Source organism: Vibrio olivae (genome assembly GCF_042428525.1).
Taxonomy (GTDB): Bacteria; Pseudomonadota; Gammaproteobacteria; order Enterobacterales; family Vibrionaceae; genus Vibrio; species Vibrio olivae.
Window position 1 is genome coordinate 195,411 of the sequence record NZ_JBHMEP010000007.1, and the last position, 19,572, is coordinate 214,982.

The window sequence follows — 19,572 nt, forward strand, 5'->3', positions numbered from 1 at the left end:
CTAACCTCTCACTTTGATGTCTTTTCTGAATTCATCTCGCTGATGCATTGAAATACGAGTTTCGCTATCTTCATTTAAGTATGAGAGGAAGTCATACAATGTAGCTTCTCGGGTCTCTTTATCTTTTGCACTACTTGGGTTGTAGCAACATAAAGAAATATATTGATACATAAACTCCCATCCAAATTTATCCAAACATTGAATAAGTCTGCGTTTATCTTTTTCTTTACCTAACGAGTCATACCACGCGTCTGCAATTTCACCATGAAGAAACTTACCCACGTCATCTCTAGATGGCTGCTCATCTAATAGCTCTAAGCCCTGAATTAAACCTGACTTATAATTCTTAGCATAGTAAGCAAGAGCAAGTTGACGAATGTCACTAGGAGACACGTCTATTTCGTTGGTTTTACTAGCAAGTTCTTTGATCTGAACTTGAAGCGGTTTACTCATGCCTGAACTGGATAAAATCACTCGGCCAGGTTCAAGGTTGGATAAAAAATCTTTCTGCTCATCAGAAAGAGCCATCGTGTTACCTACCGCTTCTTTGTCATCTTTTGCGAAAAGCTTATGAATGATCTTTGTATTGGTATTCTTTAACACTTCTGGTGTGAGTTTATTCGGAATTTGGTCAACGATAATGAGTGACTCACCGTATTTACGAACTTCTGCCAACATATCAGCAAACGTTTCCACACCTTGCTTTTTATTCTGACTATCACCTGGTTCAAACTTAGATAGCAATCGGTGTGCCTCTTCGATGAGTGTTATGTGACGGAACTTCTTACCTTGACTCTGATATTCATAATAATTAGCTCGAATTGCTTCATTTAGGTTTGCGAGAACAAAGCCCATAATTAATGACTTTTCACTTGGGTTACGGATCTCTTCAAGCTCTAAAATCACACTTTTAGTCGCTAGATCTTTAAAGTTGATAGAACGAGGGGTATCTAGCATTAGCCCTTTTGAACCAATAAGTAGACCTTGTAATCTAGCCTTAATTGAGCCGATATAATCTTGTTTCAGCCTGTCATCAAATCCCTGATCCACCACAACTTGTTCAGTCATAGCCATCAGTTCACTCAAGGTAGGGAACGCATAAACACCTGGTGCGAACGGATCATCAAATCGCTTGTTCTTAGACGTCGCAATATTCCAACCTTTATTCTCGTAGCATCTATAGATTGCAGCTTCTATTAACTGAGGTATTGCCGCTTCCATATCAAAAGCAGATTCGATACTTGCTTTGATCATATCAACACGAGAAGTAATGTTTTCGTGAGGGAGAAACTCAAAAGGATTCAGCCTGAAGGGAGCAACATTATCGTTACCAAGAGTAAAAATAAGAATGTCTTTGTTCTTCTTGGTTAATACCCGATACTCTGTTTTTGCAGGTTCGATTACAAGGAATGGCATTTTTGCTGATTCAAGTATACGATGACAAGTCGTTGTCTTACCACTACCCGTAACTCCAGCGATAAAGGTGTGCTTATCAAGATCTCTCTTGTCTATATTGACGTCGATATTTTGGTGTAAACCACTTTTCACTAGATTACCTAGATAGAGTTGGTTCTCCTCTTCGATCTCTGAACTCACGTTCAAACCAAATTCGACTTCTTCTTTTAGTGTTAAGCCGACTACCTCTTTTTGGGGCAAACCTGCAACGACACTCAGCTCATTAGTCGATAACCAGTTACACAAATAACGATTAAATGGCTTTCTAGAAAAAAGTAAATCTAGTTGCTGTTCATTACTAATACTTCCATCAAGCGAATCCTTATAATTTCTTTTAAGCATGGGGAATTGGAAATTCTTTACCGCATTTAGCTCATTTGGATTGGCTACGCTCTTAAACGTTAAAGGTGATTTATTTATGTCCTCACCAGAAAATATAGATCGAGCTGTATTCCCAAGTTTTAGTACACTTGCTACCGAGTCAGAAAAAAGATAAACATTCGATAAATAAAGACCTTTATTTTTTCCAACCTGTACGCGTTTCAATAATACCTCATCAATATAGGCAAGCCATTCTTGTATTGATTTATCACCATACTCTCGTGACTCACTTGATGACCTGCCTTTTTGATTTGATGTATTGCTACCCACATTTTTAGCAATTGATTTTGAAGTCGTAGTCCCTTTAGTTTTCGCTTCAGAACCATTTTCATGTTTATGATGGTCAATTTCAGCAGCGCTTTGTGAGGTTTGCTCGCTACTGCCAGTTTTGCTTGTTCCAGTAGTTATTGTTACTGATTTCCCTGTATTCTTAGTAATACTAATTCCGTCATTTTCCCCTGTTGATGTAGTGTCAGTTGACCCTTCCGACGTGCCTTGAGTCGTTGAAAAACTATCTCCATCCTGAACACTTTTTTTCGATAGAGGCAAAAGCTTGTTGTAAATACTATATAACTGGCTCTCTATCTGATTGATTTCTCGTAGAGATAGAGGATCTGCCATCACCATCAAGCAGAAATTATTACCATTCATAATGTCAACTAGGCGGTCAACGCCTTGGAATTGTTCATTGTCTTCATGAACACTCGGTACGCCGTCTAACTTTGCTATATGAGCATATGACTCTATGGTGCTTTTTACCACGACACGCTCTACTTTATCTAGGCGCCTTACAACACTACCTCTAAAGTTACCTTCGAGTGAGGGCTTTAGAATTGATTCGCCTATATCATCAACATCAAGAACTAATTCACCTTTGTATTTTTTATCCTTAGCTATACCAAATAAGAAATTGACCTTTTTACCATCACTTAATAGCACATAGATGAATATAACCCCTTCAATGCTAAGTGAACTCAATACATTCTCAAACGCTTCTTTTCTCGGTGAGTCTTCATCAAAGGTGACTTCTTTTATGTGATATAAAGTAAAGTCATGGTCATTAAGCCAGGTTGGCTTCTCTAAGTATTCTCTGGATTCAACTTTATGCTCTGCTGTTCGAATTAGTTCTGCTAACGCTTTGTCTGACATCATAAATCCTTAGCGTAAATCCATTACAGCGTCTTCTGCTTCTTCCACACTCATCGTCGGATTGGCAGTCTGATAAGCATTAACGAATACATTACTATGTCGGTGAGTGTCCTCAATACTCAAAGAATCACCTAAATACTTTTGAACATCATCTGAATTTAAACCACTTGATTCATAAGATTTCACAAGGGCAACGACGACTGTAGGATCGATATCATGCTCACTGATAGCGTTTAAGAATGGAATCGAAACATCTGCTTCCAAAGCTTGTCCTATACCTTTTACGGCAATTGCAACACCAACAGCTTGACGTGTTATTACATCAACAGGATCAGTGCTAAGGTTTTCTTCATCAATTTCTACATTATTTCGCAAATAATCGATGTAATCATTAATCTGTTCGAAATCTTCTGGTGTTTTTTCCGCTACCATTGCCTTTGCGCCAAGTTCGTCAGCACTTTCGTTAGGTTTAAATACATCAGCCACCAGGCTGATGGCCTCTACTGTATTGACAACTTTTGGCAAGTTTTTACCAACAATCTCAATGACCATCGGAGCATACTTGGCAATCATGGGACCAATGCTAGATGCAATTTTAGTAATTGTTGTAATAATACTTGGGATCAGGGTTGGAGGAACAATCATCTTCTTACCTTATAGCTCAATACGTTGAATTTCATTTAGGTACTGCTCGTTTGCAATATCTTCTTCATTTGCGACAACGTACTCAATTGCAGTTGGCGACACGACTCGAATGTAAACCAGTGCATCCTCATCCGTTATATCAAGCTTAACCACTTTCTTCTTAATACTGCTATCACCAATCGAAACCTGACCTGTACTTGCACTTGGCTGATCGGTAAAGAAGATTTCAAACGTGTCATAGTAGGCATCAATAAAGTCATTCCACTGGTTAAACTTCACTTCTCTATCAATTAGCGGTTTGAACTTCTTCTTTCGGCTCTCACCCAAGTAGTATTTGAAGCGTACATCTTCATCAGCAATGTTATGGTCTACAACTTTAATTCTTCCACCGTCTCGAGACTCAATTAGACCAAACGCCACGCCTGTTTTACCTGTAGGTTTTTCAACATCATTCTTATCAGCCCCTAAAGGAGCAAACAACTCAAAACGGCTTTCACCTTCAGACATCCCCATCTCTTGGTGCTGCAAGGCTATATGTTTTTCAAATAGAGTATTTACAAAGCTTGACTGACTAGAGTTACCAGCAAGGAAGATTTTTACGCTACTGATATCTGCTAGAGATAAACGGCTGTTGCTAAATGCCAAACGTAACGCATCAAAGAAATTCTCAACCCCTCGTTCAATACGATCCGACAGGATTTTATTCAGCTCTTCTTCATCGAAGTCTAGATCAATAGCAGCGTGCTGGACACCATTAATGTCTGTCAACGTCACCGAAAGCTTACCAGACGAACCGTATGAAAAGTCCTCATGCTCTTCCCAGAATGGACGTAAAGCAATACAAAGCTGCTTGGTATTCCTTCTTGCTTCTTGAGAATTACTGAGGAGCTGCTCACTCCCTGCAAACGCATCTCTTTCTGGATGTTTTTCAAACTGAATGCCTTTTTCAAACAGAGTGTTCTTGCTCTTTTTAAATACTTCAAAAGCAAGAAGCTCCAATAGGTTTTCTCCTCCTAAGAACTTGTCACCACCCGCACCAAAGTGTTCAATCACGTAGTCAAAGCGTCTTTTATCTTTGCGATCTGTTGGTTCGCTGTAGATGCCAAAATCAAAGTCTGTCGTGCCACCACCGAAATCAAATACGCCATAGAACACACGCTCATCACCTTCTGGATCAAAACCGTACTGTTGTAAAGCAGTCAATGCATAAGCAGCAGGTTCACTTGCACCTTTGGTCACAGTGATCTGGTTAATCGTTCCTTCGCCAAGTTCAGCAGGAAGCGACTTCTTAAGACCTTTTTCAAAACTCTCGATAATCTTGTCACGGATTGGCATTTCATACGTAACAGGGAAAGAGAGAATGTAATTCATGAAGATACCGTTATTGAGGTTGTTAATATACAAACCTAAGTAATAGGCATAGATTTCAATTGGGTTGAAATCATCATCTTTTAACTCAAGAAATGGAGGTAAATCGATAACCTTTCCATTCTGACCTACGATCTTAAGTTTTCTGTTTTTATCACCCGCCCACTGCTTAATTTCATCTAAGAAAGTGTTGAATTTGCTTGACTCACTACCTTGCATTGAGTTTTGTGCAGTGTGAGATATTGTTAGATCTTTCCAACGAGTATAAGGTTTGTTTGCTTTAGCATTATAGGCACTCGTAAATGACTCTAGATTGATAAACTCCATGATGGTTGGGTTTTCATAGTGATGAGAAGCAATCTCTTTACTAAGGTCACCAGTACCAATACGCATCGGGTGAATGTTGACGTTATCTTTCTGATATACAACAACTGTGCTTTTTGTACCGAAGTCAATTGATACCACACCATCATTGATGCTTGTCTTTGGATCTCGTGCAACGAGTTTGGTTGGTAGATCGATGTTAATAGAAGCATCAGTATCTAGCTCATCTTGCCACAATGACCAATGACCCAACTCGGTATCATCAAGGATTTTCTTATGGTAAGGGCTAATATCGGCCCGTATTGTATCTTCAATAAGAAGCGAATTAACTACCTTCTGTGTTACTGCTCTGTCTATTACTTCATCAGCAATATTTGTATATTTGTTGAAAAGGCTCTTATCCCCAAGATGGAAAATTTTTAATAGCGTTTCATAATCTTCGTTATTTTTTAGCTCTACTAGCCTAAAACCGCGCTGGAGAATTTCTATAAACAGATCTCTATCTGACATCTCTTTCAAATCTGAAGATAAAAATGGTAAAGCTTTACCAGTGGAACAATCATGTCTTTTTTCTTTATCAAAATGAAAACCAGTCACTAGATCATTGTAATCAAAAAGTGCATGCTGGTAGTTTAAAGGTCGCTTACTATACGTATTAAATGGAGCATTACTTAACTCAGTCAAAGAGTCTAGTTCAGCTAAATTTGGAATTGACCATTCATTAACTGGATCAAGGATTATATTATTTATATCATCTTCGACATAACTTAACTCTGTTCCTGAGTGATAATCTTTAAAGCAATTCGGCTGCGACTTAATCAACCAAAAGCCAACTACCCGCTTATCAAAATATATTTCATTATCTAAACTGACCCAACGTTCTGCTGACAAGACATTCTGAACTGTGCTATAGCAACTATTTAGTAGCTCAAGTATAGGACTAAACGAACTAGCTTCTTTTTTAAACAGCTCCACATCTCTCGCTAGAATAGTGTCAAATGTTTTGTTGGGTTCCACGAATAATCCGACTTTTTCTGACAATTCAGATGGAATTTTCCATTTAGATATTAGTTTAGTATACATATTGTTCTCTTTTCTAATACTTAACAATTCCGCCTATTGATAAGCTTCGACTCTTACATTGTTGTTTTTAAAAACGAAACCTAATCATCTGCTATTGCGCAGTTTTTATAAGGCTTAGGCTCTGGGATAACATGTTAATTTTCAATGCTTGCCAAATTCACATCCCAAATATTTTCTTTGAAGCCATCTAACCAATGCTGGAGTTGCTTAGAACGAACTACTGTCGCAAACACGTTATAATGTTTGTCTGACTCAGTAATAGTTTGATCTGTTGACAATGGTGTTTCGGTAAGATGGAAACCAGCTTCCTTTGTGATAAAGAACGACAGAGAGCACTTCTCCCCTTCACCAAAACGAAACCTGCCATCAGCATCATACTGACTTAGCTTGAATGTTTTGGGGCGCTCAAATGTGAACGTCGAACTAGCTGCTTTTGTAATTCTATGAATGGCTAAACTACGCTCATTATCATATCCATCAAAACGACAAACAAGGTAAAGTCTATGCCCTTGTTGCGCTAACCCCAAGGGCATCACTATTCCTGACTTATGTTCTTGTCGAGCATTATAGTACTCGATGTTTAATAGACGATTATGATAAAGCGCGTTGCTAATTTCTTGAAAAACACAAGAGTCAATTTTAGGTGGAAGTAAAGGTTGAGTTTCACTAACAACAGCAACCTTTTTTAACCACTGACGCTCCTTACTATTGATTAAGCTAGGATTAAGTTGGTATTTAGCTTCTTGGAAGAACCCATCAAGTGACGAAAGTAAGTTAGCAGGTAGAAGATGCGTCAAATACTCTTGGGACAATGCCAACAGTAGCGCTTCTTGAGGTGTTAGGTTTTGTAACGCCAGACTTTCACTGTTTCTATCCCACCGATAACCATATGGCTTACTACGATCATCGCGCACAATATCAAAATGTTCGCAAAGCATCTCCAACGTCCGTTGGACACTTCGCAAATCACGTACTAAACCTATTTGACACAGTTGTTCATGTAGTTCTTTTGCTGTAGTTTGATGAAATTTAGGAATACGTTTCAAAATTTCAAACGCAATTACTAAAGATTCTTGGGTGCTTGCTCGCTTAGCCATCTGATCCAACTTGTATAGAATATGATGATTCAAAAGATATCCGACTCATTGTGAGGTTCGTGAACACTACGCGTGAAACGGATAAATTTCATACAACACATTGATTTTTTTATTTATAATTCTAAATATTAATACGCTTTTTGTTCTTTTTATGCAACTATGAGTTCGTCACTTCGCCTAGCAATTCAACAAAATGAAGAGTACATCAACTTCTGACATAATGTGTCGTATATAACCTGGCTAGGTCCCCTTAATCTAATTCAGTTAATATCGAGCAATGTGCATATATCCAAAAAAAAACGCTCAATGAAAAGCAAACCATTGCCATTTTAGAGGGAGCGAAAGAAGGTATTTCAGCCCGAGCGCTTTGCGGCAAGCTTTGAATCTAGGATGGTTTATATACGCTGCACTGGATGCCCTCTGAAGCTCATCTAAAAACACTAAAAGAAGAAATGCCAGACTCAAAAAGTTACTGGTTGAGAAACTGCTAGATGCTGAAGCCCCGAAGATTGCTCTCCACCCAAAGTACTGGCCGCAGATGACAAGCTCAAGGTTGATAAAGTTCCCCTAAAAGATATCGCCCTTTCTAAGCAGATAAACTGTCTATTCTTCAGTATTCAACACGTATCAATACGTTATTAAACCACAAGCGAATTCACCTCTTGAACTATCATTAGGCGTAATGGTCAACAAACGAAGACAGAAAAAGTCACATGAACGCAAATCAATATCTCGATATGGATTACAATAAGAATCACCTCCACATAGCTCAGGTTTAGATCAGCTCTCTATGCAAATTAAAATCTGTTATTGATACTTCTGTTGGATAATAAGCAAAACAAATACGACACATTACGACGTAGTACTATGTATTCTCAACGCCTGTGTTAAAACTGATGTTGGGTGAATGATGGTATTTGATTCTATTGAGAGACACGAAGACAGAGTTAACTCTCGCTACGAGAAAACGCTGCAAGAAACGATTTTTCATTTAGAGCAAAAAAACAAAGAACTTATGCAAAAAATCACGCAACTTGAATCACGACTTAATCATGATTATCTAACAAAGCTTAAGAGCCGTGAAGCTGCCCTGAACGCTATAGATTCGTCTTTGAAAAACAATGAGATTCATACTATAGCTGTAGTATTTATGGATATGGATAATTTAAAATTAATCAATGATTATGGTGGTCATATCTTAGGTGATGAGGCGTTGAAACTCTTTGGTTCAACTTTAAAATTATTAGAAAAGCCTGCACACTGCATATCCCGTCTAGGAGGAGACGAATTTATTGCGATCTTACCAAATTACACAGAAAGTCAAGTACATGAATGGTGCTTGGCACTAGATGAATTACTTAAACAAACCAACCCACTGAGCTTCAATGCACAAAAAATCAAAGTTACAGTTTCAACAGGATATTATTTATACGACAAGCACTCTGATAACCCAACTAAAACCAGTCAGGATATGATTGAACTGGCTGATTCTTCTATGTATGTGTCTAAACGAGAAAAGTTTACAATAAGGAAAAGAACTCCAACAACACAGACGATTTAACATATAAACAAACCAATAACATATTAGCCCTCGGTTAATAAACTTATTATTATCTTATCAAGGTAACATTAAAAATTATGGTTTTTATACCTACATTCAACCAAAAGTTAAACCATAAAATATAGACACCCATAAGAAAGGTAATTTAATTTACAAAAAATAAATAGCATAATAAATAGTGCATGAAAAATATAAATAGCATTTACTTTGTTATTTTAAAATTTAAAACAAATCACCTTTTATCATTTTAAATAATCTAAATATTTATATTTATTAGTGCGATAGCTTTTAAAACAACCAACAAATTAAACCTGGTTATATAAAGTAAAGAATAAAAATAAATTATAATTTCATAGTATTTATGGTTATAATATAAGAAAAAAGAAATTAACAAGCGGATACTGCTCTTCCCAATTTGTTCCAATTTGGTCGTTTGTAGCTTTAGCCTCCTGCTAGTCGGTTGCGCTAACATGCTTCGCAGTTATCGCTAAGTCGCACGCTGTTGCTTTCTAGATAATAAAAAAAGAAATAATAAAATGAAGATTTCAGAAAAAGAAGACTTAAATAAAATAATAAGAGAAGTAGTAGTTAACACAAAAAGAGAAAATATAGATAAACTAAGAGCGCTTATCGAGCAGACAGATTACAGCCTAGAAGAGTTACAATTTATTGTACTATCTTTACTTCCGCAATTTTCAAACACATCAAAAATTACATTTAGTTCTCATGCGCATTTTTGCAACTTCATAGTAAAAAGTATTTACGTTAAAAATAATCCAGATAACTATGACGAAAATGCTGTTGCTGACTCGCATAACATCCTGAATGCAGTCGAAAACGGCTTCAAAGAAGAGCGTAAAGAAACTGAAGACTTATATAATGTAGCAATAAAAACACATGTAACTAAAGAAACCAAAAGACGCTTTACAGCGTGCAAAAATAGTTACAACTACCGCTCTGATGCTGCTTTTCTGAGGGACATTATCTCAAACCAAATCGAGCCGCGCCCGAGCAATGACGAAGCGTATTTACAGTACTTTAAAGAAACTAAAGAGCTATCAAAAGCATTGCAGGTGCTTGCAGAAGACATTGAAGATGCTGACAGCGCTAAATTAGCTAAACTAAGTAAATGCATTAAAGAGCTTAAGAAGAGCGTTGATGCTACACGCAAGCTAGCCATAGATTCTCACTCATCAGCAACAGCCAAGGTACTAGCTTTAAAATACTTATCTTCGCGTCAGTTAGATGAGATATGCAAACAAAAGATACTAGAAGAAGCTGAATTATAAAGCCTGAATTCTCGCCTTATTTTTAAGGCGGGTTTATCTACCCTTTCTTATTACTTTCTCACTCACAATAATAATAAAGAGACAATAAAATGATATTTACAGAATTAGAATGCACAAGAAGTCAACAGACAGCTAGGGACGCACAGAATCTTGTCGAATATGGCGCTAAACAAAAAGACGCCGACAACCTGGTGAAATATGGCGCAGGTAAAACAAAACACGCTCAAGCAAGTGAAGGACATTCCTTTTTCATCTGCGCTAACGAAATAGACTCTATCCCTGTTGAGATGGGCGAACTGGCTACAGGTGCGGACTGGCACGATGCTATAACTGAACTACAAAGCAGCTACAAACATAATCCCCACGTCAAACACCCTTTTCGCCACTTCGTCATCTCTATAGACGAAAGAGAGCGACTTACAGACAAGCAATGGCGTAAAACAGTTAGAAAGACAATGAACCGCCTGGGTTACAAAAACGCACGCTACATCGCATTTAGACACGAAGATACTGATTCTCAGCACGTACACATAACAGTATCAACACAAGACTTGGAAACAAACAAAGCCATCAGCAACTGGATGTCTGTTGAAGCTGCACAAGAAATCATGCGCGAACAAGAAAAAGAGTACGGATTAAGGCAGCTAGAAAACTCAGCATCAGTACTAGCAAAAGGTGAAGCAGTCACTTCTGACATGTACTCTCACTCAGTGAAGTTGATGATGAGACGCTTAGTTGAATCAAGCATTAAAGAGCTACCGATGCTAGTGCAAGCCAGGGCAAATAATCTAACGAAACTAGGTGTAAACGATGAGCACACTAGTAAAGCGAGCTTGGATCTTTATCAAATAGCACTGCTACGGAACGGCGTTGAGATAATACTTAAAGAAGACAGAAACAACGAAAAATTCATCGGTCTTGTTTACAAATACAATGACTTCATCATACCTGCATCAAAGCTTAGAAGCGGGAACAAGTTTACGCTAGGCGGCTTGATAAAATCAGGAATTCTAACAAGTGATGCAAACATTATAAGTAGTTATGATGAGTCACAAATTGAAAATTATGACCTTAGAGAAATGTTTGAATCGCAAAAAGATTTTGCAGAGCAAAGATTTGAAACAGTAAGAAAAGACGCTGAAGCACATGCTGATAAGGTAAAGAAGCAAGCCGAAGAATGGGATAAGCACATGCTTAACTGCTTCATTATCTCATGCAGAAAGCAGTATCAAAGAGAGGTAGAGGATGCTATCGCTTTCTGGTTATATCACGGCAAGCGCATCAACAAACGCGACAAAGCTTTCGTTCACGCAATTTACGAACAAGAAAAAGGCATATACTCAGCATCTAAGACGCTAAGTAAATTCTTCTATCATCTGCTTCTAATCCTCTTCGAACTGAACAAAAAAAATCATTGGGAATTGAAAATAACCCCTGTCGCGGCGCATGAAGATCAAGACCTGGCAATTAACCAAGCCATTGAACAAATAGAAAAAACATATAAAAACGAAGGTATCTTTGCTGACAACAAAAAGCAGAACAGAAGACGCAACATCAAGAAGAAACCAAAAGATATCGCTGAAAATACATATTAATTTAAAAAAGAGGGCTGAAGCTATATTTTTATTTTTGTAATATAAATAGAAAAACCCACCATCATTTAAAAATAAAAAAACCAACTGAAGAATTTAATACAAACAATAACATTATAGTTTATATTATAAATTTAAATGTTATAATTAAAATATAAAAATAATAATAAGAAGATAATAATATGAGTATTTTTAAAAAAATAAACAATGAATTAACTGATAACGTTACAGTAACACCAAAACAAAAGAAATCTCCCCTACCGCGATTTCAAAAAAACAAAAGCGGCAAGATACTTTACATTATTGTCCGAGATCCTGAGTTAATAAATGGTAGCGGCAACGCAACACATATAACATTAATAAAGCTACCGATCACTGCCCCCTCCTCTCCGCGTTCTATAAAACACCTCATTGCCAAATATGGCACTGAAGAAGCGAAATCTGGAAAGTACGAAATCACTGAGCACAACTTTGAAGAAATTATGTCTCACTTCAAACCCGCAAATGCGCTATACAAGAAGTACAGAAAAGAAGAACTGCATGAAAAGCAAAGCGTTGTTATTAATTCAAAAGAAGAGCAAGTCTGCAAGATTGCTGCATTGATACATCAAGCATCAGATGCTTTTGACGAGCTAGAGGGTGAAGATGAGATTGATGTTCTTGAAGCACAAGAAATCCATCAGGCTTTGTACCGAGTGAAAAACAGACTCAGAGCTGCAAGAATGCCTGATACTTACTATAACGAGTTTCTCTTTAAAGAAGATGATAAAGAATCTGTTGAGCATATGCGCAGTAAGCGTAAGTTTAACCTTGAAGACAAAGCTAGCCTTATGAGATTCGTTAAAGTCTTTTCTAAGCTAACCCCTCTAAAGCTTCGTGACCGTGACTCATCAAAAACTGATACAAAAGCAGTAGCAATAAGAAGAAAAATCGAAGAACTCAAACAAAAAGTAGAATAGAACCAACAGCCCCGATGGGGCTGTTTTTCCTTTTTACCCTTGACTGCGGGTAAAGCACAAACTACCCTCTATCGTGGGTAGATACGAGGAATTGTTATGTTGATAACATCATCTAGGCAGTTAGCAATACATCTGCGTGACGAAAGAAAACACAAGAACCTGTCGCAAGCTAAGGCTGCCGACCCCGTGGGTCTAAAACAAGACACTATTTCCAAGTTTGAGATTAATCCAGAGACCACCAGGATTCAGACGCTATTTCGCATCTTATCATCGCTAAATCTGGAAATGCATATAGTGCCGAAAGGAGAAAGTATCGAACTGAAAGCCTACAGTGGGATCGAAGAGAAATGGTGAATAAAGCCATTCCCACTCATGAGAATCAACAAAATCAGCATGTTCAACGAAATAAAGTGCCGCTTATTTTAAGCAAGCTACCCCATTCCCATGCATGGGAATACAATTAGACATCTGATCGTCATATTAACTCTGAAAAGTTATGGCTAGATCGTACAAATCAACCTGCTGGTATCGTAGCTCACAACTGGACAAAAGTGAGTTAGAGTCGATGCTCTAAATAACCTTCTATTCATTACTTGATGTATTCTGACCGAACCAATCCCCCCACTAAAGTGGAAGTCAATGATAACCCCCCTATGTCATCACCGCTCTAACCATCACAAGGGATAAGATCGCAGAACTCCAAAAAGGTTCAACTGATTTAGGCAACAACGCCATGTTCACTCTAACGACTTGAGTTTCCGTCAAAATCATCAGATTTTTCTTTGAAGGGAGTATATATTGATGCGACTGAATGCATTATGAGGAGAATAATATGTCAGTTATGGATTATCAAGATGCTTCGAAAGAAGAGCTTCAAGAACTAGAAAACGAAAGACTTGAGCTACTGAACGACTTTAAAGAGCAGTTGGCAGTGTTCTGTGATTACCTAAAAGTTGACTTAGACCAGCAAGCGACCTTTAAATCACTAGACACCGCAACAGCACTCACGCTTTCCTCTCCACGTTATATTCCTGCACAAAAGGGAATTTTAAAAATCTCAGCTCAAGGCTATTTAAGTATAAAATTGGTTGAGAAAGTCAAATCAACCACTACAGACATTGTTAAGGCGCTGGCCAACAAAATTGCAGACTCTTCCCAAAAACTGCCATGCAATGACATTGCACTTAAAGGTTCCGTTGATTCCATCGCCGCAAAGCTGACTCAACGCTACTTGTTTGGCCATAGACGCTTTTATGACGTTGAACCAATTCCAGAAGTCCCAACATTGAGGAACAACGACTTAAGAGCTTTATGTGAACGTCACCTTCTCGATCGAGTAAAGGAGCGTTATACGTCTCACTACCACCGCTACAGATTATGGGACGGAAGAGCCATCGATTTATTTTCTAGCTACCTGTTTAATGTCAAAAGTGAAGAGCATAGTTTCTTTGATTCTAAGAACTTAATTCATCTTCTGAATAACACCCCTGCGCCAATCAAAAAAGAATGGTTTAAAGATGAATGCATCGAATGTTGGGAAGCGCTTTATGCAGATGGCCCACGTTATGCGTATACCGAGCTTGCCTACCCTGATGAGAGTGGTGTCATTTTTGAAGAATACGTACCACTAGACATGGTAAGTGAAGATGTATGGGATTCGCTTTATGAGCGCTATAAAAACAAACTGAAAGAACATGTCGAGTTCGCCCAATAACTCTTGTGTGTCTTATCTCTAATCAAAATTAAGCAAATAATTGTCAATAAAAGGAACAAAGAAAAAATGACCGCGACAATTTCAGTCAGCAAAAGTGCGATATTTGAGCTAATCATGGCTGGTTTAGAAGCTTATGCTGTAAAACATCAGGGCAGCAAGAGTATTTCTGTAGAAACCGCCGCTCACCTTTGGGGGTACGTGAACAAAACACATCCATTTAAATGTACGATAAATCATGTCTCTGTAGAGACGTCTGCAAAGCGAAAGCGCTCTTCAGTTGAATTTAGCTCTGAATCTCTTTTGATTAAAAAAGACATCGCGAAAGTGTTCGGAGACCAGTATCAATATATAGGAACCGCTCATTCTCACCCTTATTTGCGGGAAGAAAGCATCGATGCCGCAAGAATTAGAAAAGACAAGTTGTATGAATTATCTGATACTGATCATAAATGTGAGATTGGATATCCCGAAATTGAGGTGACTGGTAAATCGTACAGTGTAGCTTTGGTACTAACGGTTCATTCGATGCTTAAGGCTGATGATAGAAAAGATGGAACAAGCTTCGGAGAACCACTTATCGAGTTTTCTCTCGGCAATATCAAATTCTGGCTGTATGGCCGAGTTTTTGAGCATAAATCGAAGTCATCTTTGAGCGACGAGGAACGTCATTCTTATGAACGTTATAAGTTGGCCCTAAGTAATGTTCCCAACGATAAAATAGTTCCTGTGCCTCTAGAGACTGTGTTAGAAAGTGGTGTTTTTATAGATACATTGTGTAAAGACTTTGGCAGATTGAGGTTTTTAGATAATGAATCAGAATATGATTTAGCCACTGTTGCAGAGCGTAGATGGGGATAACGTTTCTGGCGTAGTCTCAGCTTACGCTTGTTTTGTTAGCGGCACTGGTTCAAGTGCTGCTATATCGTCTAAGATGTTTCACATTCTAAGTTAGTAGTTCTAACTCGCTTTTGTCCCCGAGTGGACTAAATCACCGAGTGTCGTAGACCTGAAGCAAGAGCTAAAGGATAGACCTACTACAACTGTTACGGTTACTGAACCAAGCAAAGGTTTCAACTTCTTCACTCCATTCAAGACAGAAGAACAACTCAAAAAAGCATACAATAGCTTATCTCTTGCGTATCACCCTGACAGAAGCGGTGACACAGAGATAATGAAAGAGCTTAACGACCAATACAAATCTGCTTCAGCTAACTAAATAACTGGAACTAACTTACTGGAAAAAGTGCATTGCTATGGAGTTGGACGCTAAAGGCAGTATTTACAAAAATGCGGCGAATTCGACTCGACAGTTTCGGATAGGGTTATCCGAGTATTTTCTCTCATTGCAAGCGGTGTGAGAGCTGACCAATCACATGTGGGATGTGTGTAGCTTTACAGCTTTAAAACAAGAGCCTGTTATATAAGAGCTTCCGATTAGTATTATCCCATATTTGATTGTGATCTCATGGGCTGGCAGCTTCGTTCTATCTATGTTCACCTTCAAGCAGTCCCTGCACGAAATCAACCAATCGCTAGATAACTCTGGTTCTGGCGATTTGATAGATAGAGTTAGCTCACACTCTTTTTTACCAAGGCTGGCATTTACTACATGAAACAAGTTCATTCTGTCTTCAGAGTTTAGCTTATCAATATACCGAACAAATTCCTCCACTTTAGGCTCCTTCTTAGAATTCAGTAACGATGGATTAAAACAGAGATTTCTTTAAATCCAAACTGCTTTATGTTTCCGAACTACCTTTAGAAGGTAGGCTTTGGTGTGTATGATGGTGGCTTTGATGTGATGGACGCACCTCCCTTCTAGCATCGCTGTACCACACTACAGGTACAGCCATTAACGGGCGATGAGCGAATTTTAGAGCGGGTGTTCTATGGCGCTTTTGTCCCTGAGTAATACTATACACCGATTAATTGAAAAGAGGGGACGTCTCCATCCCCTCTAAGCCTATCCATAGTACGTATCGTCCATACTGTAACCACCAAGTTTTGATAGAGCTTCGCTTTCTTCTTCTGTATGCGGGGTATTTAACATTCTGAAATACTCATCCATTTTCATTTGAAATGCTGCACTTTCGATAACCTCTCTAGGTACATCAGGAAGCTTTGAAGAAAAAATGTCAATAATCGCAGTTTGAAGTTGATCATCATCACAGAACAAATATAGCTCTTCAGCAGTATCGGAGGCATGACAAGACTTTGCGAAAAGGTGAGGTCACTATGGCCTTTATGGCCTAAAGCGTGAGAAAGCCAATCATTTCTCTTGAAAGCTGAAATTAGAGAAGTTTCTGATTCATCAGAAATCAGAACTGCGAACTGTTTAGCTGATTCTTTAAGCTGTTTAAGCTGTGAAGGGTAAACTGGATACTTGTTTTTTTAGACATACATCAATCCTCGTTTATTGGGCTAAAGACATGCAATGTGACTCTCACGCACTATTCCCAATGAGCACTGATTCATTAGTTAAGTAGAAAGCGCCTTGACCACGAGTCAGGTCTAGGTGGCGTCAAACCTAGCCTGTAAGGTATCAGGTGGATAATAAGTGTGTCAATGGCCTTACAGTAGCCTCCACAACTTGCTTTTGTTCCATAGCTGGGTTGTTAAATGCTAATCCTGATCTGGAAGCCTCTGATGGCATTGACGACTTTCTTGAGGTACCGTCAACGCATGTGTCGGGATTAGAACCAAGCTACTTGTGCTGGTAACAAAAGCCTCACAGGTCGTATGAAATTTCAAAACTGGCAAGACTTGTAATTTGTCAACACCAAGGTGTAATAGCTTACCTCAATGGCGTTTGAGCTAGCTCAGATTTGGGCATAAACACGTTAGGTTTTTCCTGCGTTATCTGCCAATTTTGTTTCGCAATGAATCGCTAACGCCATCTAAACTACGGTGCGTGAAATCGTGTTTTAGTACCAATTCATCTTCAATACTTTTACCTTGAAATAACACTTGGCAGTCATCTATAGTCGCAACGAAGATTGGTCTGGATTCAAGCATAGCTTTGGATATGCCCGATGCATCACAATAAGCGTTCAGACCTTCAATGCTTTTTGCCCATGAACACCCTAGGTCATCCACACATTCTGTCTCCCTACCTATTCTGTATAATGTAATGACTTGATTAGTCGGAGTATAGGTTTGTGGGAATTTAGATAGATCAAAGCGAAAACAATCATAACCACCTGAAATTACATCTGAAGTGTACAGTTCAGTAAACATTTCGTCTTGAGCATTTCCATGCATAATCTCAATAATTATGTCTTTATGGCATGTAAAGAAATGCAGTAAACACTCCAAATTATCGCCATGCTCGCTAGTAAGAAAATCAAGTTCTAAATCTTTACCCGATTTTAATGTTCTGTTGAGGTAATCTAGTTCGCTACTGCTCAGGAACTCACGCTGTAAGTGTTCTATATCGATAGCTATAGCATTGAGCAATGAAGTTAAATATTGATTCAAACTGGTATTCTCCAACGAATTAATCACTTATAACTGTATTGTAATTCAAACATTAAAAATGAGAATCAATTTACTGATTATGATAACTTACTTGATTAGGGCATAAACAGTTAAAGAATAGGGTCAGGAATGTCAATATTACCAATCACTAAATGGAGTTGAGAAAGAGGTACTGCGGTGAAGAAACCTGAAATTCTAAGTATGGGAGTCCACGAACTTCAAACGCGTTACGGCTTCACGAGCCTATCATCGAAGACGTTCCCTGAAGCAATGCGAAAAGCAAAGCAGGTTGCTGTTGTAGATTGCGTACAGACTTCAGTAGAGTCATACGAGCATGAAGAGTCTACAGCGGTAGGTTACTCGTCTGAAGGGGAGCAAGTTGGCGGCGAACTTTTGTACGAGACTCGCTATAGAGTTGTCACCAAAGAAATCAAAGAATATGAAGCCAATCAAGTAGAGGAATACAACGCTAGATATGAAGAAGAACGACGCGAACATATATTGAACTGCACAGATCCTGATTGCGAGAGTTGTTTTTGGTATAACCTACCAGACTATACCAGTTAATTGTCGCTTGTAATGCTTTTTTAATCCGACGACTGAATGCTCCCTAATTCCGCAGAAAAACTCAAGACATGAAGACAAGTATGGGAAAAGACCATTAGCCTCCATCTTTCCCAACTTGCTCAAACACACAATGGGGCAAAGGTGATTTAAGCAACTACGAAGGATTCCTTCCTAGTTGCCAGCACGGAATAAGAGCAATTCGAGTTATCTTTTTTCATTTAGTACAAGTAAAACATTGAATTAACTTATATGGAAGCGGAACCGAGTCAGAGTTACGAAGTCCGCTTAACTTTATTTATTCAAGATTAGCTCTTACAACTTACACTACTGATTACACAGAGTCTTGATCATATTAGTTTCATGGTTAAGGATATTTTCTCGCCCTACTCCATCAGGACCCCACTTATAGTAGCTCATCATAATTGCTTGCTTTAAGCTCTCTGCACGATTGTTCTCTTGATAGAACGTCTTCTTATCTTTCGGAGAGTAATTACTAAGCCTTGAGTTACTGCTTGGCGAAATAAGACAAAGATTGCCGAAGCGATCAACGTCTTCCATCTTACTTGCGCCCGATGGATCGGTTTGTGGAAAGTAATGTTCAACAGAGGTTCGGAATGAAAATTGGAATTCCTCAAAGTGTTTTCCAAGTTCTTTTTTACTTATACCATCAAATGACTCATTGTCTGATAGACGCTTCCACAATAGGTAGTCTAAACGGTTGAAAACAAAGTTTTGTACGTCAGTCCCCTTATGTAAAACACCTACATTATTCTCTGTAAACTACAGACAAAACTTCGGAAGCAAAGTCGATAGCTGTAGTGGTCAACTAAAATTGGCCACGGTTTTAGAGTTTTCCCAATACAGTCGTTCAGACTCATTAGGTGTCAGCCCACCATTATATTGATGTGGCC

The 19,572-nt window shown here is 38.4% G+C and carries 14 protein-coding genes and 1 pseudogene; 8 read left to right on the forward strand and 7 right to left on the reverse strand.

Annotation, left to right across the window (positions count from 1 at the left end; translation table 11 throughout):
• The 4 genes from ACFFUV_RS18175 to ACFFUV_RS18190 all read right to left on the reverse strand — a co-directional run bounded on the left by ACFFUV_RS18175 (position 1) and on the right by ACFFUV_RS18190 (position 7,502).
• Positions 1–2,985 (reverse strand): ATP-binding protein, encoded by a 2,985-nt coding sequence (locus ACFFUV_RS18175; protein ID WP_253658060.1) that lies wholly within the window; start codon positions 2,983–2,985, stop codon positions 1–3.
• 9 nt (positions 2,986–2,994) lie between these two features.
• Complete coding sequence (locus ACFFUV_RS18180; RefSeq protein WP_253658059.1) at positions 2,995–3,630, reverse strand: hypothetical protein; 636 nt, start codon at positions 3,628–3,630, stop codon at positions 2,995–2,997.
• Positions 3,631–3,639: 9 nt separating this feature from the next.
• Positions 3,640–6,405, reverse strand: a complete 2,766-nt coding sequence (locus tag ACFFUV_RS18185) for an Hsp70 family protein (protein WP_390195527.1) — start codon at positions 6,403–6,405, stop codon at positions 3,640–3,642.
• A 134-nt stretch (positions 6,406–6,539) separates the two neighbouring features.
• Entirely contained in the window at positions 6,540–7,502 is a 963-nt protein-coding gene (locus ACFFUV_RS18190; protein ID WP_390195530.1) for a helix-turn-helix transcriptional regulator, read from the reverse strand.
• Between the two features lie 907 nt (positions 7,503–8,409).
• Here ACFFUV_RS18190 and ACFFUV_RS18195 point away from each other — a divergent pair.
• From ACFFUV_RS18195 to ACFFUV_RS18225, 7 genes are all read left to right on the forward strand, one after another.
• Complete coding sequence (locus tag ACFFUV_RS18195) at positions 8,410–9,063, forward strand: GGDEF domain-containing protein (RefSeq protein ID WP_049879076.1); 654 nt, start codon at positions 8,410–8,412, stop codon at positions 9,061–9,063.
• Positions 9,064–9,599: 536 nt separating this feature from the next.
• Positions 9,600–10,352 carry a chromosome partitioning protein ParA gene (locus ACFFUV_RS18200; RefSeq protein WP_253658057.1) on the forward strand — a complete coding sequence of 251 codons (753 nt, stop codon included), beginning with the start codon at positions 9,600–9,602 and terminating at the stop codon, positions 10,350–10,352.
• Positions 10,353–10,441: 89 nt separating this feature from the next.
• Entirely contained in the window at positions 10,442–11,947 is a 1,506-nt protein-coding gene (locus ACFFUV_RS18205; protein WP_253658056.1) for a relaxase/mobilization nuclease domain-containing protein, read from the forward strand.
• 179 nt (positions 11,948–12,126) lie between these two features.
• The gene (locus tag ACFFUV_RS18210) at positions 12,127–12,903 is read left to right on the forward strand and encodes a hypothetical protein (RefSeq protein WP_226420693.1); all 777 of its coding nucleotides are present in this window, start codon (positions 12,127–12,129) and stop codon (positions 12,901–12,903) included.
• A gap of 96 nt (positions 12,904–12,999) precedes the next feature.
• The gene (locus ACFFUV_RS18215) at positions 13,000–13,257 is read left to right on the forward strand and encodes a helix-turn-helix domain-containing protein (protein ID WP_226420694.1); all 258 of its coding nucleotides are present in this window, start codon (positions 13,000–13,002) and stop codon (positions 13,255–13,257) included.
• A 478-nt stretch (positions 13,258–13,735) separates the two neighbouring features.
• Complete coding sequence (locus ACFFUV_RS18220) at positions 13,736–14,617, forward strand: hypothetical protein (protein WP_253658055.1); 882 nt, start codon at positions 13,736–13,738, stop codon at positions 14,615–14,617.
• A gap of 66 nt (positions 14,618–14,683) precedes the next feature.
• Entirely contained in the window at positions 14,684–15,475 is a 792-nt protein-coding gene (locus ACFFUV_RS18225) for a hypothetical protein (RefSeq protein WP_025576842.1), read from the forward strand.
• Between the two features lie 1,105 nt (positions 15,476–16,580).
• Here ACFFUV_RS18225 and ACFFUV_RS18230 read toward each other — a convergent pair.
• Both ACFFUV_RS18230 and ACFFUV_RS18235 read right to left on the reverse strand, forming a co-directional pair.
• Positions 16,581–16,793, reverse strand: coding sequence for a hypothetical protein (locus tag ACFFUV_RS18230; protein WP_253658054.1), 213 nt, complete (start codon positions 16,791–16,793; stop codon positions 16,581–16,583).
• 680 nt (positions 16,794–17,473) lie between these two features.
• Positions 17,474–18,094: a hypothetical protein gene (locus tag ACFFUV_RS18235; RefSeq protein ID WP_253658053.1), complete on the reverse strand. Its 621-nt coding sequence runs from the start codon at positions 18,092–18,094 to the stop codon at positions 17,474–17,476.
• Between the two features lie 177 nt (positions 18,095–18,271).
• On the opposite strand from ACFFUV_RS18235, the gene ACFFUV_RS18240 reads away from it, so the two are divergent.
• Positions 18,272–18,661: a hypothetical protein gene (locus ACFFUV_RS18240; RefSeq protein ID WP_253658052.1), complete on the forward strand. Its 390-nt coding sequence runs from the start codon at positions 18,272–18,274 to the stop codon at positions 18,659–18,661.
• A gap of 324 nt (positions 18,662–18,985) precedes the next feature.
• Here ACFFUV_RS18240 and ACFFUV_RS18245 read toward each other — a convergent pair.
• Positions 18,986–19,372, reverse strand: a pseudogene (locus ACFFUV_RS18245) (GmrSD restriction endonuclease domain-containing protein); the annotation flags it as partial.
• Positions 19,373–19,572 lie beyond the last annotated feature (200 nt).

Excerpts from the sequence above, each read along its gene's own strand:
- ACFFUV_RS18200 (WP_253658057.1), top strand. The coding sequence starts at position 9,600 with ATGAAGATTTCAGAAAAAGAAGACTTAAATAAAATAATAAGAGAAGTA.
- ACFFUV_RS18175 (WP_253658060.1), bottom strand. The coding sequence starts at position 2,985 with ATGTCAGACAAAGCGTTAGCAGAACTAATTCGAACAGCAGAGCATAAA.
- ACFFUV_RS18195 (WP_049879076.1), top strand. The coding sequence starts at position 8,410 with ATGATGGTATTTGATTCTATTGAGAGACACGAAGACAGAGTTAACTCT.
- ACFFUV_RS18205 (WP_253658056.1), top strand. The coding sequence starts at position 10,442 with ATGATATTTACAGAATTAGAATGCACAAGAAGTCAACAGACAGCTAGG.
- ACFFUV_RS18180 (WP_253658059.1), bottom strand. The coding sequence starts at position 3,630 with ATGATTGTTCCTCCAACCCTGATCCCAAGTATTATTACAACAATTACT.
- ACFFUV_RS18190 (WP_390195530.1), bottom strand. The coding sequence starts at position 7,502 with ATGGCTAAGCGAGCAAGCACCCAAGAATCTTTAGTAATTGCGTTTGAA.
- ACFFUV_RS18210 (WP_226420693.1), top strand. The coding sequence starts at position 12,127 with ATGAGTATTTTTAAAAAAATAAACAATGAATTAACTGATAACGTTACA.
- ACFFUV_RS18215 (WP_226420694.1), top strand. The coding sequence starts at position 13,000 with ATGTTGATAACATCATCTAGGCAGTTAGCAATACATCTGCGTGACGAA.
- ACFFUV_RS18185 (WP_390195527.1), bottom strand. The coding sequence starts at position 6,405 with ATGTATACTAAACTAATATCTAAATGGAAAATTCCATCTGAATTGTCA.
- ACFFUV_RS18220 (WP_253658055.1), top strand. The coding sequence starts at position 13,736 with ATGTCAGTTATGGATTATCAAGATGCTTCGAAAGAAGAGCTTCAAGAA.
- ACFFUV_RS18225 (WP_025576842.1), top strand. The coding sequence starts at position 14,684 with ATGACCGCGACAATTTCAGTCAGCAAAAGTGCGATATTTGAGCTAATC.